Consider the following 24,223-nt stretch of genomic DNA (forward strand, 5'->3'; position numbering starts at 1 on the left):
CCGGGTCAGTAATGCGGCGGCGGCGGTTCATCGTGCGGATCGTCACCCTGCGCGATGCGCATCGACGCCACCTCGCCGCGCAGGTCGCGCAGGGCGCGTTCCAGCGCAGCGATCCGCTGCGACTGGTCGGCGTCCGCCGTGGTCAGCGCCTGCACCGCCTCGTCGATGAAGGTCAGCTTGATCTCCATCTCGTCGAGCCGGCGGGCGAGCACGTCGTTCGAACTGTTCATCACGACAACTGCAGGCTGCGGCCACGGCCGATGCCGTAATAGGCCAGACCCGCCTCCTCCACCACGGCCGGGTCGTACAGGTTGCGGCCGTCGAAGATCGCCGGGACCGCCAGCGCGGCACGGATCGCCGCAAAATCGGGGCTGCGGAAGGCCTTCCACTCGGTGACCACCGCCAGCACGTCGGCGCCCTGCAGGGCAGCCGCGGCGTGCTCGCAAAGCACCAGATCGGCACGTTCGCCGTACAGCCGCCGGGCTTCCTCGCGCGCTTCCGGGTCGAACGCGCGCACCTTCGCGCCGGCGCCCCACAGTTGTTCCATCAGGCGTCGGCTGGAAGCCTCGCGCATGTCGTCGGTATTCGGTTTGAACGCCAAGCCCCACAGCGCGATCGTGCGGCCGCCCAGCTGGCCGTCGAAATGCCGCGAGATCAGCTCGAACAACTTGCCCTTCTGCTGCCGGTTGACCGCCTCGACCGCACCGAGCAGGCGCGCCTCGTAGCCATGCGCGTGCGCGGTGCGCTCCAGCGCCTGCACGTCCTTGGGAAAGCACGAGCCGCCGTAACCGGCGCCCGGGTAGATGAAGCTGTAGCCGATGCGCGGGTCCGAGCCGATGCCCTGGCGCACTAGTTCCACGTCGGCGCCCACCCGCTCGGCGATGTTCGCGATCTCGTTCATGAAACTGATCTTGGTCGCCAGCATCGCGTTGGCGGCGTACTTGGTCAGCTCAGCCGAGCGCTCGTCCATCACCACCATGCGGTCGTGATTCCGGTTGAACGGCGCGTACAGCTTGCGCAGCAGGGCAACCGCGCGCGTGCTGGAAGAACCCACGACGATGCGGTCGGGGCGCAGGCAGTCTTCCACCGCAGCGCCCTCCTTTAGGAACTCCGGGTTCGAGACCACGTCGAATTCCACCGTGGCCTGGCGCGCCGCCAGCTCGGCCGCGACGGCTTCGCGCACGCGATCGGCGGTACCCACCGGCACGGTCGACTTGTTCACCACCACGGCGTAACGCTGCAGGTGACGGCCGATCGTGCTGGCCACCTTCTGCACGTACTGCAGGTCGGCGCTGCCGTCTTCGTCCGGCGGCGTGCCGACGGCGATGAAGATCAATTCACCGTGGGCGATCGCCGGCGCCGCCTCGGTGGTGAAGTCGAGCCGGCCACTGGCATGGTTGCTCTGCACGATCGATTCCAGGCCCGGCTCGTAGATCGGGATCTCGCCGCGCTTCAGCCGCTCGACCTTGCCTGCGTCGATATCGACGCAGACCACGTGATTGCCCATCTCGGCCAGACAGGCACCGGTAACCAGTCCGACGTAGCCGGTACCAAAGATCGTTACCTTCATCATCGTTGAGGGTTTTCCTGGAAAGTGAACCGCCTATTCTAACCGCGCCGTCCGACAGCGACACACCGCGCAAAAAGAAGGGGCGCGAATTGCTTCGCGCCCCTTCGGCGAACCTGCCGGCGAACCGTCGGTTACTGCCCGTCGGAACCGCTGGGAGCTGCCGGCGTCGGGCCCGTCTTGACCAGGGTCACGTCGAAGATCAGCGTGGCATTGGGCGGCATCGGCGGCTGCGGCTCGGCACCATAGGCCAGCGAGGCGGGAATGAACAACTTGTAGTGTCCACCTACCTGCATCAGCTGCAGGCCTTCGCGGAAGCCCGGGATCACGTTGGCGACCGGGATCGAGGCCGGCTTCGGACCATGCTTGGCGGAGGCGTCGAACACCTGGCCGTCCAGGAACGAGCCGGTGTAGTTGATCTCCACGGTGTCGTTCGGGCCCGGGCGGGCGCCGGTGCCGGCGGTGATCACCTTGTACTGCAGGCCGGAAGCCGTGGTCTTCACGCCAGGGGCGGTCTTGTTCTTGGCGAAGAAGGCGTCGCCTTCCGCCTTGTTCTTGGCTGCCTCCTGGGCGCGCTCGGCCTCGAACTTGGCCTGCACCTTGGTCATGAAGGCCTCGTAGACCTGCTTGGCCTCGGCCTCGCTGACGGTCGACTTCTGGCCCGACAGCGCGGCCTGCACACCACGCGCCACGGCGGCGGGGTCCATCTCGTCGCGCAGGATCGGCGGCACGCTCTCGCCCATCTTGTAATAACCGAATACGTAGCTGGCCTTGGCCTTGTCGACGGGGGCGGCGGCGCCAGTCTTGGCGGCCTGGGCAAATGCGCCCGCCGTCATGCCCAGCGCAACGGCCATTGCCACTGCCGTCAGCGTGGGACGCAGAAAGTGCTTCATTTGTAACTCCCTCATGAAAATGGAAATGCCGGCATCGCCGGCCGGACCCCGCGTTGGAGGCAGGCCACGCATTGTGCGGTGCCGGCCTGTTCTTGGCAACGATCGCGCCTTGTGACCGTCAGACGGCATAAAGGTTCAGCGTTGCACGGATGCCGGCCGCCGCCTCGCACCCGCCCCCCGCGTGGGACGTCGTTGTCAATCGGCCCCGTCCGCCGGCGGCTCCGGCTTGTCAAGGGTTTCCTTCAACGCCGCCTGCAACCGCGCATGCATGTGCACCAGGCCCCGCCACAGCACCACCGACAGCACCGCCCCCACCACCAGCAGGAAGATGGCGATGCCGCGCGGCGGCAGGATCGCCGAACCCAGCGCGCTCAGCAGGATGCCCAGCAGCAGCAGCGTGGCCAGCGGAATCACCCGCGCCAGCACGTTGCGGATGGCGTGGGTGTAGGAGCGCGCAAAGCTCTCGCGTATGCCGATCTCGGCCAGCAACATGCCCAGCGCGCCGGCCTTGCGATACACCGCGATCAGCATCGGCAGCGACAGGAACAACGCGCAGGCCCAGATCACCGTGTGCCGCATCTCGCGCCCGATGCCCACCGTGGAGAACCAGGTCCAGCCATGCGCATTGACATAGGCTCCGACCATGAACAGGGTCACCACCAGCAGAATGTTCACCGCGATGTGCCACAGCAGGCGCCGCAGGATCGCCGCCAGCGTGGCGTTCTCGTTCACCGGCTTGAGATGTTCCAGCCAGCCGCTGTAGCTGGTGGCCAGCAATTGCACGGAACGTGGCGTGACCCGCCGCAACCCGCTGGCCACGCGGTCGCCCGAGCGCGACAGGTACGGCGACAACGCCATGCACACCACCGAGACCGCGACGGCCACCGGATAGATGAAGTCGCTGATCACGCCCAGTGAAAGGCCGAGCGTGGCGATCACGAACGAGAACTCGCCGATCTGCGCCATGCCGAGGCCCGCCCGCAGCGCGGTGCGCGGTTCGTGCCCGACCACCAGCACGCCGAGGCTGCAGGCCAGCGTCTTGCCGACGACGACCACCCCCGCGATCAACAGCGCCGGCACCGCGTACTGCCACAGCATCGCCGGGTCGATCTTCAGGCCGATCGCCACGAAGAACAGCGCGGCGAACATGTCGCGCAAAGGCTCGACCAGCTGGACCACCCGGCCGGCGCTGCGCGACTCGGCCACCACCGCCCCGGCCAGGAAGGCACCCAACGCCACGCTGAAGCCCATCCACACCGCGACCAGGCTGGCGCCGAAACAGATCCCCAGCACGCTGACCAGCAGGGTTTCGTCGCGACCGAAGCCGGCCACGTAGTCCACCAGCCGCGGCAGCAGCAGCAGGCCCAGGATCATGCCGACCACCACGAACAGGCCCAGGTGTCCGATCAGGGTGAACGCCGCCTCCGCCTGCACCGAGCCGCCGATGGCCACCGCGGTGAGCAGGGTCAGCATGATGATGGCGAGCATGTCTTCGGCCACCAGCAGGCCCACCACCAGTTGGGCGAACGGCTGCTGACGCTGGCCCAGCTCGGACAGGGTGCGCGTCGCCACCATGGTCGAGGACAGCGAAATGATCGCGCCGAGAAACAGCGCATCCATGCCCTTCCAGCCGAACAGGCTGCCGATGCCGTAGCCGATCCACAGCATCAGGCCGACCTCGCCCACCGCCACCAGCAACATGCCGACACCCACGTCGCGCAGCTTGCGCACGCTGAATTCCAGGCCCAGCGTGAACATCAGCAGCACCACGCCCAGGTTGGAGATGTCGTCGATGGCGCGCGCGTCGCCGACCAGCACGCCGGGCGTGTGCGGACCGATCAGCACGCCAGCCAGGATGTAGCCCAGCAGCACCGGCTGACGCAGGCGCTGAAACAGGATCGTGGTGGCGCCGGCCACCAGCATCACCACGGCAAGATCACGGATGAACCCGATTTCGTGCATCGCCTTCCTTCGCCGTTGCCCTCGTCGCTGCAGCATAAAGGAGCGTCGGCGAAGATCGCGTCCGCATCGCCGCAGCCGTGGCGCGATGTGATGATGCGCACGCGCAACGGCGTCGAAAAAAAGCTTGACGGGCAAGCAACCCCACCCTATTCTTCTCGGCTTCCAGCGGCGGGGCCATAGCTCAGCTGGGAGAGCGCCTGCATGGCATGCAGGAGGTCGGCGGTTCGATCCCGCCTGGCTCCACCAGGTTTTGATTCAGTGCAAGTCCTTTGCGAGAACCCGCGCATCCATGTGCGGACTTTTCGAAAAATCAACGTCCCCATCGTCTAGAGGCCTAGGACATCACCCTTTCACGGTGGCGACCGGGGTTCGAATCCCCGTGGGGACGCCAAGTTGGGCCGCGCAAGCTGGAAGCTGTTGCAACTGCGGAGTGGTAGTTCAGTTGGTTAGAATGCTGGCCTGTCACGCCGGAGGTCGCGGGTTCGAGTCCCGTCCACTCCGCCACCATTCAAAACGAAAACCCGCCTGGCGCGGGTTTTTTGTTGTGGTGATTTGTGCATCCATCCATGGGCGCAAAGATCAGGACGCAGCCATGGATCGCTTTGAATAGAACCGCTATTCCCCACCGCCTTCGTGCGACTCCGGCTGCGGCTCCAGGGTGCCGGTGGAATGCCCCTGCTCGGCGAGGTATTCCAGCCATCGGGCCAGGAATCGGTTCATGCGCAGGCGGTACTGGAACACCGAGTGCACCGGGGAAAACGGGCCCAGCACCTGCCACAGGTGCCGGCCCGGGTGGCAGTGCAGCGCCTCGGCGACATGCGCGTCGGTGTACATGCGCAACTGCGCCGAGGGCGCGCGCTGGCCGGTGTGCGCATCGACGAATCCGTAGGTGAGCTCCAGCTCGACGGTGTACGGGTGGTGCTCCTGCACCTGCAGGTGCACGTCCAGGCCGTCGTCCACGCTCGACACGTAGCGGCCGGCGGGAAGCTCGTGCGGCGCGAACAGCCGCGCGAGGCGGTGATAGTTCTCCGCATACAGACCCATCAGGGTCTCGAACCGTCCCGGCAGCAGGCTGTTTCGATGGTCCAGTACGGCACTCGTGGGCAACGCACAAACTCCGGATGAAAATCAGAACATGGTCCGCTCGATGCCGAAGCGGTCGAAGATCTTGCTGGCGATCTCCTCGATCGACACGTGAGTGGTGTTGAGGCTGGGTATCCCGGCCTGGCGCATCAGCCGTTCGGCCTGTTCCAGCTCCCAGCGGCATTGCGCGATCGTGGCGTAACGGCTGCCGGAGCGGCGCTGCTCGCGAATCTGCGCCAGGCGTACCGCGTCGATGGTCAGCCCGTAGAGGCGGTCCTTGTAGGGCCGCAGCCGCGCGGGCAACTCCAGTTTCTCCAGGTCCTCGTCGGTCAACGGATAGTTGGCGGCGCTGACGCCGTAATGCAAGGCCATGTAAAGGCAGGTGGGCGTCTTGCCCGAACGCGACACGCCGACGAGGATCAGATCGGCATCGGCGTAATTCACGTCGATCCCGTCGTCATGCGACAACGCGTAGTTGGTGGCGTTGATGCGCGCCTCGTACTTGTCGAAATCGACCATGCCGTGCGAGCGATTCACCGCACCGGACCGGCGCGTCTGCAGCTCTTCCTCCAGCGGACCGATGAACGGCGCGAACACGTCCAGCATCAGCGCACCGCTCGAAGCCACGATGTCGCACAGGTTGCGGTCGGCCATGGTGTTGACCACCACCGGACGCTGCCCGGTCTGTGCGTAGTTGGTCTTGATCCGCAGTGCAGCCAACTCGGCCTTGTGCGGGTTGTCGGTGAACGGCAACCGGTGCTTGTCGAACCGGACACCCTCGAACTGCGCCAGGATGCTGTTGCCGATCGTCTCGGCGGTAATACCAGTGGAATCGGAAATGAAAAACACGGTTCGCTGCATGTGAAGCTTCCGCCGGGCCGAGTGCGCAGGCTCGCACCTTAGCGCAAGGGCAAAACGCTGTCCCGTGTTGAACGCGCGTTGACTGGTATCGGGTTGGAATGACATCGCGTGGCACTGGTCTTCTTGTGCTTCGCACCATCCGCGGCGGACAATACCAGTTTCCCGCAGCGCGCCCGCGACCGCTGGTTCCCTGCCCCCCGTTCCGCCATCCCGAGGAGACACCCTTGAACGACCTGGTGCTTTGGCTCGATCAACTGCGCATGACTGACCTTGGCAAGGTCGGCGGCAAGAATGCTTCGCTGGGCGAAATGATCGGCAACCTAGCCAAACTGGGTGTCTCGGTGCCCGGCGGCGTTGCCACCACCGCCAGTGCGTTCCAGCAGTATCTGGAAAAGAGCGGGCTGGCCCGGCGCATCCAGGATCGACTGGCCACGCTCGACGTCGACAACGTCGATGCCCTGGTCGCGGCCGGCAAGGAAATCCGCGGCTGGATCGTCGACACCGCCCTGCCCGCCGAACTCGAGCAGGCGATCCGCGCGGCCTACATCAAGCTGTGCAGGGACGCCGGTGCCGACGACATCGCGGTTGCGGTTCGTTCCTCTGCTACCGCCGAGGACCTGCCCGACGCCTCGTTCGCCGGCCAGCAGGAAACCTTCCTCAACGTGGTCGGCATCGACGACGTGCTGCACAAGGTGAAGGAGGTCTTCGCCTCGCTGTACAACGACCGGGCCATCGCCTACCGCGTGCATCAGGGCTACAAGCACGAGGACGTGTTCCTCTCCGCCGGCGTGCAGCTGATGGTGCGTTCGGACGTGGGCGCCTCCGGCGTGCTGTTCACGCTGGACACCGAGTCGGGCTTCCGCGACGTGGTGTTCGTCACCGGCTCCTATGGTCTGGGCGAGATGGTCGTGCAGGGCGCGGTGAATCCCGATGAGTTCTACGTGTTCAAGCCGACCCTGCGCGCAGGCAAGCCGGCCGTGCTTCGTCGCAACCTGGGCGCCAAGCAGTTGCGCATGGTCTATTCCAGCGCGCCGGGCGAGCGCGTGAGGACCGAGGACACTCCGGCCGAACTGCGCCACAAGTTCTGCATCAGCGACGACGACGTGCAGGAACTCGCCCGCCAGGCGCTGATCATCGAGAAACATTACGACCGCCCGATGGACATCGAGTGGGCGAAAGACGGCCACACCGGCAAGCTGTACATCGTGCAGGCCCGCCCGGAGACGGTGAAGTCGCGCTCGCATGCGACCCAGCTGGAGCGCTTCAGCCTCAGCGAGAAAGGCAAGGTGCTGGCCGAAGGCCGCTCGATCGGCCAGAAGATCGGCGCCGGCAAGGCCCGCGTGATCCGCTCCCTGAGCGACATGAACAAGGTGCAGGTCGGCGACGTGCTGATCGCCGACATGACCGACCCCGACTGGGAGCCGGTGATGAAGCGCGCCTCGGCCATCGTCACCAACCGCGGTGGTCGCACCTGCCACGCGGCGATCATCGCGCGCGAGCTGGGCGTGCCGGCGGTGGTCGGCACCGGCAATGCGCTGGAGCTGATTCCGGATGGCGCTGACGTCACCGTGTCCTGCGCCGAAGGCGACACCGGCACGATCTACGAAGGCATCCTGAAGTACGAGCGGATCACCGCGGATCTCGGCGACATGCCCGAGGCGCCGTTGAAGATCATGATGAACGTGGCCAACCCGGAGCGTGCCTTCGACTTCGGCCAGCTGCCGAACGCCGGCATCGGCCTGGCCCGGCTGGAGATGATCATCGCCAGCCACATCGGCGTGCATCCCAAGGCGCTGCTGGAATACGCCAAGCAGGACGCCGAAACCAAGGCAAAGATAGACGAGCGCATCGCCGGCTATGCCGGCCCGGTCGAGTTCTACGTCGATCGCCTCGCCGAAGGCATCGCCACCATCGCCGCCTCGGTCTACCCGAAGCCGGTGATCGTGCGCCTGTCCGACTTCAAGTCGAACGAGTACGCCGGCCTGCTCGGCGGCTCGCGCTACGAGCCGCACGAAGAGAACCCGATGATCGGTTTCCGCGGCGCCAGCCGCTACGTCGACCCCAGCTTCGCCGAGGCGTTCGCGCTGGAATGCAAGGCAGTGAAGCGCGTGCGCGAGGTGATGGGTCTCTCCAACGTGTGGGTGATGATCCCGTTCGTGCGCACGCTCGGCGAAGGCCGCAAGGTGATCGAGGTGCTGGCGAAGAACGGCCTCAAGCAGGGCGAGCACGAGCTCAAGGTCATCATGATGTGCGAGGTCCCGTCGAACGCCCTGCTCGCCGACGAGTTCCTCGACATCTTCGACGGCTTCTCGATCGGCTCGAACGACCTCACCCAGCTCACCCTGGGCCTGGACCGCGACTCCAGCATCGTCGCCGGCCTGTTCGACGAGCGCGACCCGGCGGTGAAGAAGCTGCTGGCCATGGCGATCAAGACCGCCCGCGCCAAGGGCAAGTACATCGGCATCTGCGGCCAGGGCCCCAGCGACCACCCCGACCTCGCGGAGTGGCTGATGGAACAAGGCATCGAATCGGTCTCGCTGAACCCGGACACCGTGGTCGATACCTGGTTGCGGTTGGCAAAGAAGAAGGCTGGCTGAGGCCAGCGCGTCCGGTGCGGCAAACATGCCGCGTTGTTTGCAAGGGGGCCGGTCTCGACCGGCCCCCTTTTTCACGTGCGTGACTTGCAAAACGCCCTTTCGGCAAGGGGATTATTCGTCCCGTCCGGGCCAGACCCTTCCGCGCCACGCGCTCCGGGGCCAGCCTGCGGCTGTCCGTATTCGTTCCGGACGAATCCGTCGAACCGGGCGGATCGTGCAATACGCAAAACGCCCCTTTCGGGGCGTTTTGCGTATCTGGCGGAGAGGGTGGGATTCGAACCCACGGTACGCTTGCACGTACGCCTGATTTCGAGTCAGGTACATTCGACCACTCTGCCACCTCTCCGGTCGGGTGCATGGGCGCATGCGAGCCGCGAATCATACGCGAGCAAGGGAACCGTGACAACAACCGTGGCTTGCGGCATGCTGCACAGCTTGCCCTGACACTAGCCCCATGATCGAGCTCGGACACGGAACCCATGTCGGCCTGCGCCGCACGCGCAACGAGGACACCTACCACGCCGATGTCTCGCTCGGCCTGTTCCTGGTCGCCGACGGCATGGGCGGCCACCAGCATGGCGAGGTAGCGTCGGCACTGGTGCGCGATGCGATGGTCGAGCTGGTCGGCGCCGGGTCGGGCCTGATCGAGGCCGTCAATGGTGCGGGCGAGCGATTGCTGGCGCACGCCCGGCCCAGCTTCGACCTGTTGCCGATGGGCACCACGATCGCAGCACTGCGGATCGTCGGCGACGCGTATGAAGTGGCCTGGGTCGGAGACAGCCGCATCTACCTGTGGCAACACACCCTGCGCCGCGTCAGCCACGACCATTCGCTGGTCCAGGCACTGGTGGAAGCCGGCCAGCTCGACCCGGCCCAGGCGGCGCAGCACCCGCAGCGCAACCTGCTCACCCAGGCACTCGGCGTCACCGCCACCGAGCAACTGCGCATCGGCATGGCCCGCGGCACGCTGGAACCCGGCATGAGCTTCCTGCTGTGCAGCGACGGCTTGACCGAGTGCGTCGACGATGCAGCGATCGCCCGTACTGTCGCGCGCAACGACCTCGCCGCGCAGGAATGCGCCGACCAATTGCTGTTGGACGCGCTCGACGGCGGTGGCGACGACAACATCACCGTCGTCCTCGTGCGCTGCAGCTGAAACATCGCGCCGCGCGGCTCAACCCAACCGGCGCCACACGCTCTGTCCGCCCGCGCTCTTGTCCAGCGCATCGAGCCGTCGCTCATGCTCCAGCAACTCGCTTGCCGACGCGCACAGTACACGTGGACGCACCTGCAGGGTTGCCGGCGGCAGTACCACCGCGTGTTGCGGGGTCGCTGCATCGAACTCCAGATCCAGCCCGACCTGACCCGAGGTCATGGCCAGATAGACGTCGGCCAGCAGCTGCGCGTCGATCAGGCCACCGTGCAGGTCGCGACGCGAGTTGTCCACGCCCAGCCGCTTGCACAAGGCATCCAGGCTGTTGCGCTGGCCGGGATAGCGCTCGCGCGCCATCGCCAGCGTGTCCAGCACGCTGCACCGATCGGCGATGCAGCCGCTGGCGGCACCGAGGCGCGCCAGTTCGGCGTCGAGAAAGCCCACATCGAACGCCGCGTTGTGGATGATCAGTTCGGCGCCGGCGATGAAGGCGAGGAACTCGTCGGCGACATCGGCAAAGCGCGGCTTGTCGAGCAGGAACTCGTCCTCGATGCCGGTGACCTGGCGGGCGCCTTCGTCGATCGCACGATCGGGGTTCAGATACGTCTGGTAGTAGCGACCGGTGAGCCTGCGTTCGACCATCTCGACGCAGGCGATTTCCACCAGGCGATGGCCCTGGCGTACTTCCAGGCCGGTCGTTTCGGTATCCAGGACGATCTGCCTCATGCCCCGCTCCTGATCGACTCGGCCTGCTCGCGCGCGGCGCGGTCGACACGCTCGTTTTCCGCGTGGCCGTTGTGGCCGCGCACCCACTGCCAGCGAACCTGGTGCGTACCCACCGCATCGGACAGGCGCTGCCACAGATCCTGGTTCTTGACCGGCTTGCGGTCGGCCGTGCGCCAGCCGTTGGCGCGCCACTTCGGCAACCACTGCTCGATGCCCTGCATGACGTAGCGCGAATCGGTAGTGAGCGTGACCACGCAGGGGCGCTTGAGCGCCTCCAGCGCGCCGATCGCCGCCATCAGCTCCATGCGGTTGTTGGTGGTGGCGGGCTCCCGGCCGGCCAGCATCCGCTCGCCGCCAGGGGCCCGCAGCAAGGCGGCCCAGCCGCCCGGTCCGGGATTGCCGAGGCAGGCGCCGTCGGTAAATGCTTCCACTTCACTCATGGGTGTTCAGGTATCCCTTGTTGCCTGCAGGGCCGGGTTGGGCCGTGTCCCCGGCGACAGCCTGCCCGCTGCCGGCACCGGCAGTTTCACGGGCTTGATGCGCAGCGGTGTGGCCAGTCGCCGCTGCTTGCGCGCGAGCAACACATAGCCGCCACCCAGCACGCTGTCCATTGTCGTCGAAGTCGCCGGCAGCCCCGGCCAACCGCGTCCGACGCGGCGGGCCAGTTCGATCTCCATGCCTGCATGGCGCAGCACGCGTTCCAGCTGCAGCGGAAGCTGCAGCTTGAGCGTCCGGCCCCGCGCATGCCAGCGCAACCACGGCGACCACCCGCTGACCGGATGCACACCGGTCAACGCCAGCACCCCGCCCGGCGCCAGCACGCGCAGCACGTCTTCCAGCAGCGCCGATGACACCGGCGATACCTCCAGGGCGTGACGCAGCAGGACCAGATCGAACGCGTCGGCCACGAACGGCAGCGGCTGATCCACGGCGGCACGCAGATCGCCGCCATAGCGACCGCCGTCGAGATAAAGACGAACCCAACTCCCCAGCATCGGCAGCGCCGGCGGCGCCTCGTCCGCGGCGACGCCGAGCAACAACGCGTGCGTGCCGAAACAACGCTGCAACTCCGGCGCCAACACCCGCGCCTGGGCATCGCGCAACCGGCGCAGCGGTGCACTGGCGTAGATGTCGTCCTGTGGGTGCATGCAGCGGGGGTCCAGGGGCTGGCGCGAACCTCCAGTTTAGCTGCAGCGGCAACCGATCGCAGTCGCCTGACCTGGCGCACGGATCTGAATGACCGACCCACCTCTTAACACCATGCTAACGAGAAGCTGCCGATGCCCCTTTATAGTCGGGCGCTCCCATGCGGCCGGGCGGCCGCGTCTGCCGGTGACGCATCGGCATCGACGCGCCGTCGGTGTCGCCCGACCATCCGGAACCGCCTTGCACCTTCTCCCTCTACCGGCCCTCACCGACAACTACATCTGGCTGCTTCATGACGATGAAGGCCAGGCCGTGGTCGTCGATCCGGGCGATGCGGCGGTCGTCGAGCAGGCCTTGGCGCAGCACCGGTGGCGCCTGCGTGGCGTGTTGCTGACGCATCATCACAACGACCACATCGGCGGGGCGGCTGCACTGCGGCAACGCCATGACGTGCCGGTATACGGACCGCGTGATTCGCGCATCGAAGGCCTGACGCACGCCGTCGGCGATGGCGACACCGTGGAGTTCTCTGCGCCCGACCTGGTTTTCGAGGTGCTGTCGATTCCGGGACACACCCTCACCCACGTCGGCTACGTCGGCGCCGGCCTGCTGCTGTGTGGCGACACCTTGTTCAGTCTCGGCTGCGGGCGCCTGTTCGAGGGCACGCCGACCCAGATGCTCGCCTCGCTGGACCGTCTGGCGGCGCTGCCCGGTTCGACCCAGGTTTGCGCCGGGCACGAGTACACCCATGGCAACGGCCTCTTCGCCGACACGGTTGAGCCGGGCAACTCCGCGCTGCGGGAACGGCGGCACGAAGTGGCGCAATTGCGTGCCGACGGCCAGGCCAGCCTGCCCGTCACGCTGGCCACGGAGCTGGCAACCAATCCATTCCTCCGGGTCGACGCCGACGCCGTGATCGACTGGTGCGCTGCACGCGGCGTCGACGGCAACCGCGTGTCCCGCTTCGCCGCACTGAGGGCGGCCAAGGACGTCTTTCGCGCATGAACCGGACGCCCCGACACCTGCTGCTGCCGCTGGCGCTGTCGACAGCGCTGGCCGCCTGCAGCAACATGCCTTCGCAACCGGCACGCGCACCTGTCGCCGTCGTCGCCCCCGCCAGCACGCCACCGGCGGTTGCCGCCAGTGTCGCGACTGCGGCACCTGTACCGGCGGCCGACCTGTGGGATCGACTGCGCAGCAGTTTTGTCATGCCGGATTGCAATGCCGACCCCGCGGTGCTGGCGTGGGCCGGGCGCTACACGCGCAGCCCGGCGCGGTTCGAGGACACCTTGCGCGAGGCGATGCCGCGCCTGGCCTATGTCCAGCAGGTCGCCGAGCAATACGACGTGCCCGGCGAGTTCGCACTGCTGCCGTGGGTGGAGAGCCGTTACCGCCCGGTGCAGGGACGCAGGCACCATGCTGCCGGCATGTGGCAGATCATGCCGGTGACCGCCCGCTCGATGGGCCTGCGCGTGGATCGCCATTACGACGGCCGGCTGGACATACCGGCCGCAGCGCACGCCGTGATGAAGTTGCTGCGGCAATACCACGACCGCTTCCACGACTGGCGCGTGGCCGACTATGCATACAACGCCGGCGAGTTCAAGATACGCGGGTTGATCAGCCGCCACGGCATGCCGGCGGACAAGCCGGCGATCCCCGACCTGCCGGTACGCCGCGTCACTCGCGAGCACCTGACCCAGTTGCTGGCGATCGCATGCGTGATACGCGAGCCGTCGCGCTTCCAGGTCAGCCTGCCCAGCCTGCCGGAGTCCGAGCACCTGGTGCAGGCACCGGTGACGCATCCCGTCACGGTGGCGCACGCCGCCGAAATGGCCGGCATGCCGGAATCGGCCCTGCGTCATCTCAATGCGGCATTCCGCGGCAACAAGCTGGATGGGCGAACGGTTTCGCATCTCATGCTGCCGGCCGGTCACGCCGGTCGGTTCGAGCTCGCCATGCTCGATGCCGCCGCGGCCTCCACCACCACCGCAGCAGACGACGAATCGTCCCGCGGTCCTGACACGCACGTGGTCAGCCCCGGTGAAAGCCTGTGGCAGATTGCGCGCGAGTATTCGACCAGCGTCGCGCATCTGCAGCAACTGAACGACCTGGCCCAGGGCCAGGCGATCCAGCCGGGACAGGTGCTGAAGCTGGGCGACGTCGACTGAAGGCTTGCGCCGCCACTGACCTGCTCCGTGGCGACATCGTGCTCTCGGGGTCAGCCTTCGCCGGTGCGCACGGCACGAGCCATGCGCACCGGCGCCAGCCGAGCGAACCCGGCTACAGCAGGTTCTTGTTGATCTTGATCTTGGTCTTGGCGCGCAGCGTCTGGAGCAGCTCGCGCGTCGCCTCGCCGGCATAAGCCTGGGCCATCTGGCGATGCAGCATGTCGCGCTCTTCCGGCGTGATCCTGGAGAGATCGCCGGGCTGCACCTTGTCCACGGCCACCAGCGCGAAGCCACCATCACCCATGTTCACTTCGGCGAAGCTGGGCTTGTCGGGCGCCGACGGATGTGGCAACAGGTAGGCCTCCTTCAGCACCGGCGCCGGCACCTGCAGCGACTGGCCGCGCACGGCTTCGGCCACGCTGACGATCCTGGCGCCGAGCGACTTGGCCACCGCTTCCATGTCCTCGCCCTTGCGCAGGCGCGCCAGCACGTCATCGGCCTGCTTGCGGGCCGCCGCCGTGATGCGCTCCTCCAGGATGCTCTGCTGCACCTTGGCGCGAACCTCGGCCAACGGCTTGACCGCAGCCGGCACGTGCTTGTCAACGTGGATCACGATGGAGTGGTTGTTGCCCAGATCGATCAGACTCGAATTGTTGCCCTGGACCAGCACGTCGTCGCTGAATGCGGCGGCGACCACCTTTGGGTTGGCCGCCAGGCCCTTGCCGTCGGTGCGCGAAAACAGCGGCAGGGTCTGGATCGGCAGATCAAGCGCGGCGGCCGCGGGCTCGAGCGAGCCCGGGTTCGAGTAGGTCTGGTCCGCCATCTTGCCGGCCAGTTCGTTGTACTCGCGATCGCGCTCGGCGGTGGTCGCCTCCTGCAGCAACTGGTCGCGCACTTCGGCAAACGGCTTGGACTCGCCACTGCGCACGTCGCGCAGCCAGATGATGTGGTAGCCGTCGGAGGACAGCACCGGCTTGGAGATCTGCCCCTTCTGCAGCGCAAACATCGCCGAATCGAAGGCGGCGTTGGTCACGCCCTTCTCGAGCCAGCCGAGGTCGCCGCCCTGGCGCCGCGAACCCAGATCCTGTGAATCCTTTTCGGCCAGCTGGGCAAAATTCGCCGGCGTGGCTTCGGCCGCGATCTTGTCCGCGGTGGCCAGCGCAGCCTTCTGCTGTTCGGGCGTGGCGTTGGGGGGCACGTTGACGAGGATGTGCGAAACCAGCCGCTGCTCGGGCTGCACGAAGCGCTGCTTTTCCTCTTCGTAGCGCGCCTTGAGTTCCTCGTCGCTGGGGGCCGCTTTCGGCTTGAGCTTGGCGCTGTCCACCTCGACGTACTTCACCGAAACCCGCTCGGGATTCATGTAATCGGCCTGGTGCGCCTTGTACCAGGATTCGATTTGCGCGTCGGTCACCTCTTTCTCGGCGGGCTCCGGCTTCTGCAGCACGAAGTAACGCAGGTCGCGCCGCTGAGTGGCCAGGCCGAGATAGTTGTCGACGCGCTCGTGGCTGATGATGGCGCTGTCGCTGATTGCCTGCGGCAGCAGTTGCGTGGCCAGCGAGGAGCGGATCTCGTCCTCGAACATGGCCGAAGTCTTGCCGCTGCTGGTGAGGTAAGCCCGGTAGCTGGTCGGGTCGAACTTGCCGTTGACCTGGAACGCCGGGATACCCGCGATGGCGTCGCGCAGCGCCTGATCGGAGACGCGCATGCCCCAGTCGGCATTGGCCTGCAGCAAGAGCTGCTCGTCGATCATCGCGTCCAGCACACGCAGCTTGGTTTCCGTCTTCTCGAACACGGTCGGGTCGAACTGCTCGCCCTGCTGCTCGCTGACTTGCTGCCGCAACTGGTTCATGCGGTTCTGGAATGCGTTCTGGCTGATTTCCTGCTTGCCCACCTTGGCCACGAATGTGTCGTTCTGCGAGGTGAAATAGCTCTCCATGCCAAACAGCGACATCGCCAGCACGGCGAGGCCGAGAACGATGATGGACGGCCATCCGTGCATCTTGTTACGCATTGCCTGCAGCATAGAAATCTTCCCGCAACGTGATTTGGAAGCGCGCGAAGCGCATGATCCACACGAGGCACCGGATGCCTCATCGCTGCATGCCGGGGCGCCATGGCATCGCCGGAACACGCAGGTCTCAAACGACAAAGGCGCCCCACGGGCGCCCTTGCTAAACGTGGCGGAGTGGACGGGACTCGAACCCGCGACCTCCGGCGTGACAGGCCAGCATTCTAACCAACTGAACTACCACTCCGCACAATCTGGTGGGTGCTGTAGGGATCGAACCTACGACCACCGCCTTGTAAGGGCGACGCTCTACCGCTGAGCTAAGCACCCCGAAACCAAGCGCAAGCCGCTTAGTTTAGGGCATCCTTCAGGGTCTTGCCAGCCTTGAACGCGGGCACTTTCGACGCCTTGATCTTGATCGTTTCGTTGGTCCGCGGGTTGCGCCCGGTGCGCGCGGCACGCTTGCGCACGGTGAACGTGCCAAAGCCCACCACCGAGACATCCTCACCCTTCTTCAACGACTTCTGGATGGCTTCCAGGTAGGCCTCCAGCGCACGACCAGCGTCTGCCTTGGTCAGCTCGGCCTTCTCGGCAATGGCATTGATCAGATCGGTTTTGTTCATTGAAAACTCCCTCGTTCGGATTTCGCCCGCGCGATCCGTCGCGGGACGGATGACGCGGGCATGGATGGTTGGCTGGTGCCAGAGCCGTGGCGCAACTCCGCATCGCCTCGTCGTCAGCAAGCGCGGGGGCTGCGGCATCGCCTTTATACCAGTGCCCCGCCGCTATCCGCAACACAAGGCACAGCAACGTTTCCGCCGGTTCGGCATGGTCAAAAAGCGCATGCGCAAGCCGGCTCCCGACACAGCCCGGAACTTCGCCGATCAACGTCGACACGGCTGCATCACGAGCCTATCGCGCGGGTGCCTCCGGCCCGCGCGCCCGCGATCGCGCGATCAATGCGTCAGTGAGTGTCCTTCCGCCGACTCCCCGGCGACGGCTGCCGGCGGCGTCTCGCTCGCCGGCTTGGGCTGCACCGGATGCTCCAGTGCGATGTCGAGCACCTCATCGATCCAGCGCACCGGGTGGATCTCCAGCGATTCGGTGATGTTCGCCGGCATGTCCACCAGATCCTTCTTGTTGTCCTCGGGAATGATTACCGTGGTGATGCCGCCGCGATGCGCCGCCAGCAGCTTTTCCTTGAGACCGCCGATGGGCAGCACGCGACCACGCAGGGTGATCTCGCCGGTCATGGCCACTTCCGAACGCACCGGCACCTTGGTCAGCACCGACACCAGCGCGGTGCACATGGCGATGCCGGCGCTGGGACCGTCCTTGGGGGTGGCACCCTCGGGAACGTGGATGTGCACGTCGAGCTTCTGGTGGAACTCCGGATCGATGCCAAGCCGGTCGGCGCGCGCGCGCACCACCGAGAGCGCAGCCTGGATCGACTCCTTCATCACGTCGCCCAACTGGCCGGTGTGCACAAGACGCCCCTTGCCCGGCACCACCGAGCCCTCGATGCTGAGCAACTCGCCGCCGACCTGGGTCCACGCCAAGCCAGTGACCAGGCCCACTTCGTTCTGCTGCTCCTTGCGGCCGAAGTCGAAACGACGCACGCCGAGGTAGTCGCCCAGGTTCGCCGCGTCCACCTTGACGCGGCCTGCCGCGACCTTCGACTTGCCTGCAGCCGCTTTCGCCCGGGGCGTCCCGGTCTTGGCCTTGGCCTTCTTCACCTGGCCGAGAGTCAACTCCTTGACCACCTTGCGGCAGATCTTGGAAATCTCGCGCTCCAGATTGCGCACGCCGGATTCGCGCGTGTAGTAGCGCACGATGTCGCGCAACGCCTCTTCGGCGACGTCGAGTTCCTCCGGCTTGAGGCCGTTCGCCTTGAGCTGTTTCGGCAACAGATACTTGCGCGCGATACCGAGCTTCTCGTCTTCGGTGTAACCCGGGATGCGGATGACCTCCATGCGGTCGAGCAGCGGGCCGGGGATGTTCAGCGAATTGGCGGTGGCAATCCACATCACCTCGGACAGATCCAGGTCGACCTCCAGATAGTGGTCGTTGAATGCGTGGTTCTGCTCCGGATCGAGCACTTCCAGCAGCGCCGACGAGGGATCGCCGCGGAAGTCCATCGACATCTTGTCGATCTCGTCCAGCACGAACAGCGGATTCCGTGCGCCGGCCTTGTTGATGTTCTGCACGATGCGCCCGGGCATGGAGCCGATGTAGGTGCGTCGGTGGCCGCGAATCTCGGCCTCGTCGCGCACGCCACCCAGGCTCATGCGAACGAACTTGCGGTTGGTCGCCTTGGCAATCGACTGGCCCAGCGAGGTCTTGCCCACGCCGGGCGGGCCGACCAGGCACAGGATCGGCCCCTTCATCACCGACACGCGCTGCTGCACGGCGAGATATTCGAGGATGCGCTCCTTCACCTTCTCCAGGCCGAAATGATCAGCGTCGAGCACTTCCTGCGCCATCTGCAGGTCCTTGCGCACCTTGCTGCGCTTCTTCCACGGCACGCCGACCAGCCAGTCCAGGTAGTTGCGCACGACGGTGGCCTCGGCCGACATCGGCGACATCTGGCGCAGCTTGCCGAATTCCTGCCGTGCCTTGGCAAGCACCGGCTTGGGCATGCCGGCAGCTTCGATCTTCTTCTGCAGTTCCTCGACCTCGTTGGGACCGTCCTCGCCGTCGCCCAGCTCCTTCTGGATCGCCTTCATCTGTTCGTTGAGGTAGTACTCGCGCTGACTCTTTTCCATCTGCGACTTGACCCGGCCGCGGATGCGCTTTTCGACCTGTTGCAGGTCCATCTCGCCATCGACCAGCCCGATCAGCAGTTCCAGCCGCTTGCCCACGTCGGCCGTCTCCAGCACCTTCTGCTTGTCGGCCATGCGCACGGAAAGATGCGCGGCGATGGAATCGGCCACGCGCGAGGGGTCGTCGATGCCGGACAGGCTGGCCAGCACTTCCGGCGGCAGCTTGCGGCTCTGCTTGACCAGTTGCTCGAACAGCGAGATCAGCGTGCGAGAAACGACGTCGAGCTCGCGTTCCTTCGCGTTGTACGCCGGCTCGATGACGCGCGAACGCGCAGTCAGCATGCCGTCGACTTCCTTGAAATCCTCGATCGCGACGCGCGACTGCCCTTCCACCAGCACCTTGACCGTGCCGTCCGGAAGTTTCAGCAGCTGCAGCACGCCGGCCAGCGTGCCGACCTGATGCAGGTCGGCCACCTCGGGGTCGTCGATGTCCGGGCTGGTCTGCGCCACCAGCAGGATCTGCCGTTCGCCTTCCATCGCGCGCTCCAGCGCCCGCATCGACTTGTCGCGGCCGACGAACAGCGGGATCACCATGTGCGGATAGACCACCACGTCGCGCAGGGGCAGTACCGGCAGGGTGTCCAGCGCGACGGGGGCGGGGGCTTGCTTGGCCATGGAAAAGCGATTCCTCGAATTCAAATGGGGTTTCGTCCCGACACTGCACCGGGCCCTTCAGCACGTCAAGTGGAGGCGATCCCGTGCCAGCGCAAGGCTTGCGATGGCCGCAAAACGACGCGGCCCCGGTGAAACCACCGGGGCCGCGCAACGGGCACAGCGGAGTCGATCAGGCCGCGGCGTCGCCGCCGTCGCCCGCCACGCGTTGCTGCAGGTTGCCGCGGTAGATCAGATAGGGCTCGGCCTGCCCCTCGATCACCGCATCGTCGACAACGACCTTGCTGACGTGCTCCAGCGACGGCAGCTCGTACATCGTGTCCAGCAGCACCTGCTCCAGGATCGTGCGCAGGCCGCGGGCGCCGGTCTTGCGCTTGAGCGCCTTCTGCGCGATCGCCTCCAGCGCCTCGGGACGGAACTCCAGCTCGACGTCCTCCATCTCGAACAGCTTCTTGAACTGTTTGGTGACGGCGTTCTTCGGTTCGGTGAGGATCTTCACCAGCGCGGCCTGGTCCAGCTCGTCCAGGGTGGCGACGACCGGCAGGCGCCCGACGAACTCGGGGATCAGGCCGAAGCGCACCAGGTCGGCCGGCTCCACGTCGGCCAGCACCTTGCCCAGGTTCTGCGTGCGCTCCTTGCTGCGCACCTCGGCACCGAAGCCGATACCGGTACTCTCGGAGCGCTGCTGGATGACCTTTTCCAGGCCGGCGAACGCGCCGCCGCAGATGAACAGGATGTTCTTGGTGTCGACTTGCAGGAACTCCTGCTGCGGATGCTTGCGCCCGCCCTGCGGCGGCACCGAGGCCAGGGTGCCCTCGATCAGCTTCAGCAGCGCCTGCTGCACGCCTTCGCCGGAGACGTCGCGGGTGATCGACGGGTTCTCGCTCTTGCGCGAGATCTTGTCGATCTCGTCGATGTAGACGATGCCCGACTGCGCCTTCTCGACGTCGTAGTCGCACTTCTGCAGCAGCTTCTGGATGATGTTCTCGACATCCTCGCCCACGTAGCCCGCTTCGGTCAGCGTGGTGGCGTCGGCGATCGTGAACGGCACGTTGAGCAGGCGCGCCAGCGTTTCGGCCAGCAGCGTCTTGCCCGAGCCGGTCGGGCCGATCAGCAGGATGTTGGATTTGCCCAGCTCGATGTCGTCGCTCTTCTGGCGCGACTCCATCCGCTTGTAGTGGTTGTACACGGCGACCGCCAGCGCCTTCTTGGCGCGCGCCTGCCCCACCACGTACTGATCCAGCGACTCGCGGATCTCGCGCGGCTTGGGCAGCTGGGTATGGCCGGCGGCGGCCTTCTCTTCCAGCTCCTCACGGATGATGTCGTTGCACAGCTCCACGCACTCGTCGCAGATGAACACGGACGGACCCGCGATCAGCTTGCGTACTTCATGCTGGCTCTTGCCACAGAACGAGCAATAGAGAATCTTGCCGCTGTCGCTGGAACGCCCCTGCCGGTCGTCACTCATAACTCTCGATCCTGCTGGTAAATCCGTGTGCGCCGCGAGAATACCACAGGCCTCCGCGTCTGCCTGCAGACGCAGAGCCCATGACGGGACACCGGGTAAAGTCGTCGAATCAGGCGGATTTCACGGAATCCACGGCGCGCTTGTCGAGCACTTCGTCGATCAGGCCGTAGGTCTTGGCATCCTGCGCGTTCATGAAGCGGTCGCGTTCCATGTCCGCCTCGATCTTCTGCAGCGGCTGGCCGGTATGCTCCACGTAGAGGTTGTTCAACCGCTCGCGGATATACAGGATCTCGCGCGCCTGGATCTCGATGTCGGTAGCCTGACCCTGGGCGCCGCCGGACGGCTGGTGGATCATGATGCGGGAGTTCGGCAAGGCGAAACGCTTGCCCTTGGCGCCCGCCATCAGCAGGAACGAGCCCATGCTGCAGGCTTGGCCGATGCACATGGTGCTCACCGCCGGCTTGATGAACTGCATCGTGTCGTAGATCGCCAGCCCGGCAGTAACCGCTCCGCCGGGGCTGTTGATGTAGAAGTTGATGTCCTTGTCCGGGTTCTCCGACTCCAGGAACAGCATCTGCGCCACGATCAGGTTGGCCACCTGGTCGTTGACCTCGCCCACCAGGAAAATCACCCGCTCCTTCAACAGACGCGAGTAGATGTCGTAGGAGCGCTCGCCGCGAGCCGTCTGCTCGACGACCATCGGTACCAGGTTGAGATTCTTGATGGGATCCATGGTCATGCTCGCGGCTTGGGAGTGGACGGGCCTGGCAGTTGTCAGGCGTTGGCTGGGCGCATCACGTCATCGAAGCTCATTTCCTGCACAGTGGTCCTGGCGTGCTCGGCAACCCACTCTGCCACCTGATCTTCCATCACGCGATTCTGCAGCCCCGACATCAACTGGGGGTCGCCGTTGTAGAGTTCAATGACCTTCTCAGGCTCTTCGTAGGTCGAGGCAATCGCGGCCAGCTGCTCGGCGACCCGCTTGCGGTCGATCTTGAGCGCCTGCTTGCGCGCGATCTCGCCCATCAGCAGGCCGGCGATCACCCGCTTGCGGGCAATCGGCAAGGCGGCGTCGATCAGCTGCTGCGGCGGCTGCTGGCCTTCGGGCATGTTGCCCGCCGCCAGGGTGCGTGCCTCCGTCTGCACCATCATCTTGGGCACGTCCAGATCGCCGTGCGCATCGGCCAGCTTGCTGGCCACTTCCGACTTCAGGCGCGCCATCAGCGCGGCCTTGAGTTCGCGTTCCAGGTTGGCGCGAACCTCCTTGCGGAAGGTCTCCAGGCTGCCATCCTCGATGCCGAACAGCTTGGCGAACTCCCCGTCGACCTCCGGCAGCTTCGGCTCCTGCACCTTGATGACGTGGAAACTCACCTTGGCGCTCTTGCCGGCCAGTTGCTCGTTGCGAAAATCCGCCGGGAACTCGATCGCCGCCTCGAACTGGTCGCCGGCCACGTGCCCGGTCAGGGCCTCGTCCAGCGCCGCGAACAAGGTGCCCGAACCCAGCACGCTGCCGGCGCGCTCCTGGCCTTCGGCCGGGAAACGGTAGTCGTCGGCCGTGGCGGCATACTCGAACATCATGAAATCGCCGGCGGCCGAGGCACGCTCGACCTCCTCGAAACTGCGCCGCTGCAGGCGCAGGGTTTCCAGCATGCGGTCGATATCGGCGTCGGTGACTTCGGCCGCGGCGCGATGCACTTCCAGCGCGGAGACGTCGACTTCGGGAAACTCGGGCATGATCTCGAAGGTCGCCGTGTACGCGATCTCCCCGTTCTCGGGACGGCCGGTGGTGTTGATCGCCGGATTCGCGATGGGCTGCAGCTTCTCCTGCTCCACCGCCTCGCGCAGCGTGCTGCCGATCAGGTCGGAAAGCACTTCGCCCCGCACCTGCTCCCCGAAGCGCTGCTTGATCACCGTCACCGGTACCTTGCCCGGCCGGAATCCCTTCAGGCGAACGGTGCGCCCCATCTCCGCGATCCGCGCGCTGACCTGCGTCTCGAACCGCTCCGCGGGAAACTTCACCGTGAGCTTGCGCTCCAGCGAACCGACATTCTCAACCGAAACCTGCATGACGTCTCCTGGTACTACTCTTAAGTGTTGTGACCCTGTCACAGGCGCCATGGCGGGATTCCCCGCCTGCAAAAACGACCGACCATGGTGCGAAAGGGGGGACTCGAACCCCCACGGGGGTTACCCGCTGGAACCTAAATCCAGTGCGTCTACCAATTCCGCCACTTTCGCGATGCTGCCGCCATGGACCGTGCGTGCCGGACGGCCCGGACGACCACCAGCCGTTGCCGAACACCGCCACGGGAACCCTGCGGCAGGCTTGCCCGAGTCGAGGATTCCCTGGTACGAAAGCGGATCATTTTACGGTTGCGCGGCCTTGCAGCACAAGCAGCCCCGTTGACGACCGCAACCGCCCAAAAGCAGACAGGCGCCCGGTTTTGCCGAGCGCCTGTCGTTAGTGGTGGGCCGTGAAGGATTCGAACCTTCGACCAATTGATTAAGAGTCAACTGCTCTACCAACTGAGCTAACGGCCCAGAGACTGGGTCAACCCGGAAAACCGGGGTGGAACTGGGGTGGATGATGGGATTCGAACCCACGACAACCGGAATCACAATCCGGGACTCTAACCAGCTGAGCTACATCCACCATCGTTTGATACTGGTGCGCCCGACAGGATTCGAACCTGCAACCCTCGGCTTAGAAGGCCGATGCTCTATCCGGTTGAGCTACAAGCGCAGTCATCACCAGTAGAACATGTTGCTGGTCGGGGTAGAGGGATTCGAACCCCCGACTTTTGCGTCCCAAACGCAACGCTCTACCAGACTGAGCTATACCCCGGTTTCGAGCCCTCGACACAAGCACCATCGAAGCCTTGAAATGTTACGGGTGACGCTTGGCCCAGTCAATCCGTACAAGCCGCACCATCCACATGAAACTGTCGTTTCCGTCGCCGCGAAGCTCTCGTCGCGATGAAAACGAAACGGGGTGCAAGCACCCCGCTCCACCGAATAAAAATGGTGCGCCCGGAGAGATTCGAACTCCCGACCACCTAGTTCGTAGCCAGGTACTCTATCCAACTGAGCTACGGGCGCACTGAAAAACTTGTCATGCCGTGCTTCGATGCCGGTGCATCGAAGCGCCGAAGCA

General features: G+C 65.6%; 19 protein-coding genes and 12 tRNA genes. 7 read left to right on the forward strand and 24 right to left on the reverse strand.

All coding sequences use genetic code 11. The features are described 5' to 3' along the window. Window positions 1-5: 5 nt before the first annotated feature. The 4 genes from ACVCMI_RS11350 to ACVCMI_RS11365 form a co-directional block, all read right to left on the reverse strand. Window positions 6-230 carry a SlyX family protein gene (locus tag ACVCMI_RS11350; protein ID WP_395118843.1) on the reverse strand — a complete coding sequence of 75 codons (225 nt, stop codon included), beginning with the start codon at window positions 228-230 and terminating at the stop codon, window positions 6-8. Then, a complete protein-coding gene (locus ACVCMI_RS11355; RefSeq protein WP_447099452.1) occupies window positions 230-1,570 on the reverse strand; it encodes a UDP-glucose dehydrogenase family protein in 1,341 nt (446 codons plus the stop codon). Before ACVCMI_RS11355 ends, ACVCMI_RS11350 begins: the two co-directional genes overlap by 1 nt. Window positions 1,571-1,701: 131 nt before the next feature. Beyond that, window positions 1,702-2,460 (reverse strand): FKBP-type peptidyl-prolyl cis-trans isomerase, encoded by a 759-nt coding sequence (locus tag ACVCMI_RS11360; RefSeq protein ID WP_395118845.1) that lies wholly within the window; start codon window positions 2,458-2,460, stop codon window positions 1,702-1,704. 195 nt (window positions 2,461-2,655) lie between these two features. Next, complete coding sequence (locus ACVCMI_RS11365) at window positions 2,656-4,422, reverse strand: cation:proton antiporter (RefSeq protein WP_447098751.1); 1,767 nt, start codon at window positions 4,420-4,422, stop codon at window positions 2,656-2,658. Window positions 4,423-4,592: 170 nt separating this feature from the next. On the opposite strand from ACVCMI_RS11365, the gene ACVCMI_RS11370 reads away from it, so the two are divergent. The 3 genes from ACVCMI_RS11370 to ACVCMI_RS11380 all read left to right on the forward strand — a co-directional run bounded on the left by ACVCMI_RS11370 (window position 4,593) and on the right by ACVCMI_RS11380 (window position 4,926). Further along, window positions 4,593-4,668: transfer RNA gene (locus ACVCMI_RS11370), tRNA-Ala, on the forward strand. Between the two features lie 69 nt (window positions 4,669-4,737). Next, window positions 4,738-4,813, forward strand: a tRNA-Glu gene (locus ACVCMI_RS11375). 36 nt (window positions 4,814-4,849) lie between these two features. Next, window positions 4,850-4,926 (forward strand) — tRNA-Asp (locus ACVCMI_RS11380). Between the two features lie 111 nt (window positions 4,927-5,037). Here ACVCMI_RS11380 and ACVCMI_RS11385 read toward each other — a convergent pair. Both ACVCMI_RS11385 and ppsR read right to left on the reverse strand, forming a co-directional pair. After that, window positions 5,038-5,466 carry a DUF1249 domain-containing protein gene (locus ACVCMI_RS11385; protein WP_395121398.1) on the reverse strand — a complete coding sequence of 143 codons (429 nt, stop codon included), beginning with the start codon at window positions 5,464-5,466 and terminating at the stop codon, window positions 5,038-5,040. A gap of 84 nt (window positions 5,467-5,550) precedes the next feature. After that, window positions 5,551-6,366 carry a posphoenolpyruvate synthetase regulatory kinase/phosphorylase PpsR gene (gene ppsR / locus ACVCMI_RS11390; protein ID WP_395118849.1) on the reverse strand — a complete coding sequence of 272 codons (816 nt, stop codon included), beginning with the start codon at window positions 6,364-6,366 and terminating at the stop codon, window positions 5,551-5,553. A gap of 224 nt (window positions 6,367-6,590) precedes the next feature. Between ppsR and ppsA the strand changes: the two genes are divergently transcribed. Next, window positions 6,591-8,963: a phosphoenolpyruvate synthase gene (gene ppsA / locus ACVCMI_RS11395; RefSeq protein WP_447098750.1), complete on the forward strand. Its 2,373-nt coding sequence runs from the start codon at window positions 6,591-6,593 to the stop codon at window positions 8,961-8,963. Between the two features lie 256 nt (window positions 8,964-9,219). Here the strand turns inward: ppsA and ACVCMI_RS11400 are convergent. Beyond that, a tRNA-Ser gene (locus ACVCMI_RS11400) sits at window positions 9,220-9,309 on the reverse strand. 108 nt (window positions 9,310-9,417) lie between these two features. On the opposite strand from ACVCMI_RS11400, the gene ACVCMI_RS11405 reads away from it, so the two are divergent. Further along, window positions 9,418-10,119, forward strand: a complete 702-nt coding sequence (locus ACVCMI_RS11405; RefSeq protein ID WP_395118853.1) for a PP2C family protein-serine/threonine phosphatase — start codon at window positions 9,418-9,420, stop codon at window positions 10,117-10,119. An 18-nt stretch (window positions 10,120-10,137) separates the two neighbouring features. Here ACVCMI_RS11405 and dnaQ read toward each other — a convergent pair whose 3' ends face one another. From dnaQ to ACVCMI_RS11420, 3 genes are read right to left on the reverse strand one after another with little or no spacing between them, the layout of a single operon-like run. Continuing rightward, window positions 10,138-10,842 (reverse strand): DNA polymerase III subunit epsilon, encoded by a 705-nt coding sequence (dnaQ, locus tag ACVCMI_RS11410; protein WP_395118855.1) that lies wholly within the window; start codon window positions 10,840-10,842, stop codon window positions 10,138-10,140. Then, window positions 10,839-11,282: a ribonuclease HI gene (gene rnhA, locus ACVCMI_RS11415; protein ID WP_395118857.1), complete on the reverse strand. Its 444-nt coding sequence runs from the start codon at window positions 11,280-11,282 to the stop codon at window positions 10,839-10,841. The genes dnaQ and rnhA overlap by 4 nt, the downstream gene beginning before the upstream one ends. 6 nt (window positions 11,283-11,288) lie before the next feature. Further along, complete coding sequence (locus tag ACVCMI_RS11420; protein WP_395118859.1) at window positions 11,289-11,990, reverse strand: class I SAM-dependent methyltransferase; 702 nt, start codon at window positions 11,988-11,990, stop codon at window positions 11,289-11,291. Window positions 11,991-12,228: 238 nt separating this feature from the next. Between ACVCMI_RS11420 and gloB the strand changes: the two genes are divergently transcribed. Both gloB and ACVCMI_RS11430 read left to right on the forward strand, forming a co-directional pair. Next, window positions 12,229-12,993 (forward strand): hydroxyacylglutathione hydrolase, encoded by a 765-nt coding sequence (gene gloB, locus ACVCMI_RS11425; RefSeq protein ID WP_447099451.1) that lies wholly within the window; start codon window positions 12,229-12,231, stop codon window positions 12,991-12,993. Next, on the forward strand, window positions 12,990-14,159 hold the full coding sequence (locus ACVCMI_RS11430) for a transglycosylase SLT domain-containing protein (protein ID WP_447098749.1): 1,170 nt from the start codon (window positions 12,990-12,992) through the stop codon (window positions 14,157-14,159). Before gloB ends, ACVCMI_RS11430 begins: the two co-directional genes overlap by 4 nt. Before the next feature lie 112 nt (window positions 14,160-14,271). Here ACVCMI_RS11430 and ACVCMI_RS11435 read toward each other — a convergent pair whose 3' ends face one another. From ACVCMI_RS11435 to ACVCMI_RS11500, 14 genes are all read right to left on the reverse strand, one after another. Next, window positions 14,272-16,182 carry a SurA N-terminal domain-containing protein gene (locus ACVCMI_RS11435; protein WP_447098748.1) on the reverse strand — a complete coding sequence of 637 codons (1,911 nt, stop codon included), beginning with the start codon at window positions 16,180-16,182 and terminating at the stop codon, window positions 14,272-14,274. A 155-nt stretch (window positions 16,183-16,337) separates the two neighbouring features. Continuing rightward, a tRNA-Asp gene (locus tag ACVCMI_RS11440) sits at window positions 16,338-16,414 on the reverse strand. Window positions 16,415-16,422: 8 nt separating this feature from the next. Beyond that, window positions 16,423-16,497: transfer RNA gene (locus ACVCMI_RS11445), tRNA-Val, on the reverse strand. A 20-nt stretch (window positions 16,498-16,517) separates the two neighbouring features. Further along, window positions 16,518-16,790: an HU family DNA-binding protein gene (locus ACVCMI_RS11450; RefSeq protein ID WP_136258998.1), complete on the reverse strand. Its 273-nt coding sequence runs from the start codon at window positions 16,788-16,790 to the stop codon at window positions 16,518-16,520. A 333-nt stretch (window positions 16,791-17,123) separates the two neighbouring features. Further along, entirely contained in the window at window positions 17,124-19,604 is a 2,481-nt protein-coding gene (gene lon, locus ACVCMI_RS11455; RefSeq protein ID WP_447098747.1) for an endopeptidase La, read from the reverse strand. Window positions 19,605-19,773: 169 nt separating this feature from the next. Beyond that, window positions 19,774-21,069: an ATP-dependent Clp protease ATP-binding subunit ClpX gene (gene clpX / locus ACVCMI_RS11460; RefSeq protein WP_136258996.1), complete on the reverse strand. Its 1,296-nt coding sequence runs from the start codon at window positions 21,067-21,069 to the stop codon at window positions 19,774-19,776. 109 nt (window positions 21,070-21,178) lie between these two features. Then, window positions 21,179-21,808, reverse strand: coding sequence for an ATP-dependent Clp endopeptidase proteolytic subunit ClpP (gene clpP / locus ACVCMI_RS11465; protein WP_395118867.1), 630 nt, complete (start codon window positions 21,806-21,808; stop codon window positions 21,179-21,181). Window positions 21,809-21,843: 35 nt separating this feature from the next. Then, window positions 21,844-23,136 carry a trigger factor gene (gene tig / locus ACVCMI_RS11470; protein ID WP_447099450.1) on the reverse strand — a complete coding sequence of 431 codons (1,293 nt, stop codon included), beginning with the start codon at window positions 23,134-23,136 and terminating at the stop codon, window positions 21,844-21,846. 85 nt (window positions 23,137-23,221) lie between these two features. After that, a tRNA-Leu gene (locus ACVCMI_RS11475) sits at window positions 23,222-23,307 on the reverse strand. Between the two features lie 227 nt (window positions 23,308-23,534). Continuing rightward, window positions 23,535-23,610, reverse strand: a tRNA-Lys gene (locus ACVCMI_RS11480). A 35-nt stretch (window positions 23,611-23,645) separates the two neighbouring features. Continuing rightward, window positions 23,646-23,722, reverse strand: a tRNA-His gene (locus ACVCMI_RS11485). Window positions 23,723-23,735: 13 nt separating this feature from the next. Next, a tRNA-Arg gene (locus ACVCMI_RS11490) sits at window positions 23,736-23,812 on the reverse strand. Window positions 23,813-23,837: 25 nt separating this feature from the next. After that, window positions 23,838-23,914: transfer RNA gene (locus ACVCMI_RS11495), tRNA-Pro, on the reverse strand. Window positions 23,915-24,091: 177 nt separating this feature from the next. Then, window positions 24,092-24,168, reverse strand: a tRNA-Arg gene (locus tag ACVCMI_RS11500). Between the last annotated feature and the right edge of the window lie 55 nt (window positions 24,169-24,223).

It is taken from the genome of Rhodanobacter sp. UC4448_H15 (genome assembly GCF_052978265.1).

Coding starts and splice junctions, on each gene's coding strand:
- dnaQ (WP_395118855.1), bottom strand. CDS start 10,842: ATGAGGCAGATCGTCCTGGATACCGAAACGACCGGCCTGGAAGTACGC.
- tig (WP_447099450.1), bottom strand. CDS start 23,136: ATGCAGGTTTCGGTTGAGAATGTCGGTTCGCTGGAGCGCAAGCTCACG.
- ACVCMI_RS11450 (WP_136258998.1), bottom strand. CDS start 16,790: ATGAACAAAACCGATCTGATCAATGCCATTGCCGAGAAGGCCGAGCTG.
- clpX (WP_136258996.1), bottom strand. CDS start 21,069: ATGAGTGACGACCGGCAGGGGCGTTCCAGCGACAGCGGCAAGATTCTC.
- lon (WP_447098747.1), bottom strand. CDS start 19,604: ATGGCCAAGCAAGCCCCCGCCCCCGTCGCGCTGGACACCCTGCCGGTA.
- ACVCMI_RS11350 (WP_395118843.1), bottom strand. CDS start 230: ATGAACAGTTCGAACGACGTGCTCGCCCGCCGGCTCGACGAGATGGAG.
- ppsR (WP_395118849.1), bottom strand. CDS start 6,366: ATGCAGCGAACCGTGTTTTTCATTTCCGATTCCACTGGTATTACCGCC.
- ACVCMI_RS11360 (WP_395118845.1), bottom strand. CDS start 2,460: ATGAAGCACTTTCTGCGTCCCACGCTGACGGCAGTGGCAATGGCCGTT.
- ACVCMI_RS11435 (WP_447098748.1), bottom strand. CDS start 16,182: ATGCTGCAGGCAATGCGTAACAAGATGCACGGATGGCCGTCCATCATC.
- ACVCMI_RS11430 (WP_447098749.1), top strand. CDS start 12,990: ATGAACCGGACGCCCCGACACCTGCTGCTGCCGCTGGCGCTGTCGACA.
- ACVCMI_RS11405 (WP_395118853.1), top strand. CDS start 9,418: ATGATCGAGCTCGGACACGGAACCCATGTCGGCCTGCGCCGCACGCGC.
- clpP (WP_395118867.1), bottom strand. CDS start 21,808: ATGACCATGGATCCCATCAAGAATCTCAACCTGGTACCGATGGTCGTC.
- ACVCMI_RS11365 (WP_447098751.1), bottom strand. CDS start 4,422: ATGCACGAAATCGGGTTCATCCGTGATCTTGCCGTGGTGATGCTGGTG.
- ACVCMI_RS11355 (WP_447099452.1), bottom strand. CDS start 1,570: ATGAAGGTAACGATCTTTGGTACCGGCTACGTCGGACTGGTTACCGGT.
- rnhA (WP_395118857.1), bottom strand. CDS start 11,282: ATGAGTGAAGTGGAAGCATTTACCGACGGCGCCTGCCTCGGCAATCCC.
- ACVCMI_RS11385 (WP_395121398.1), bottom strand. CDS start 5,466: ATGGGTCTGTATGCGGAGAACTATCACCGCCTCGCGCGGCTGTTCGCG.
- ACVCMI_RS11420 (WP_395118859.1), bottom strand. CDS start 11,990: ATGCACCCACAGGACGACATCTACGCCAGTGCACCGCTGCGCCGGTTG.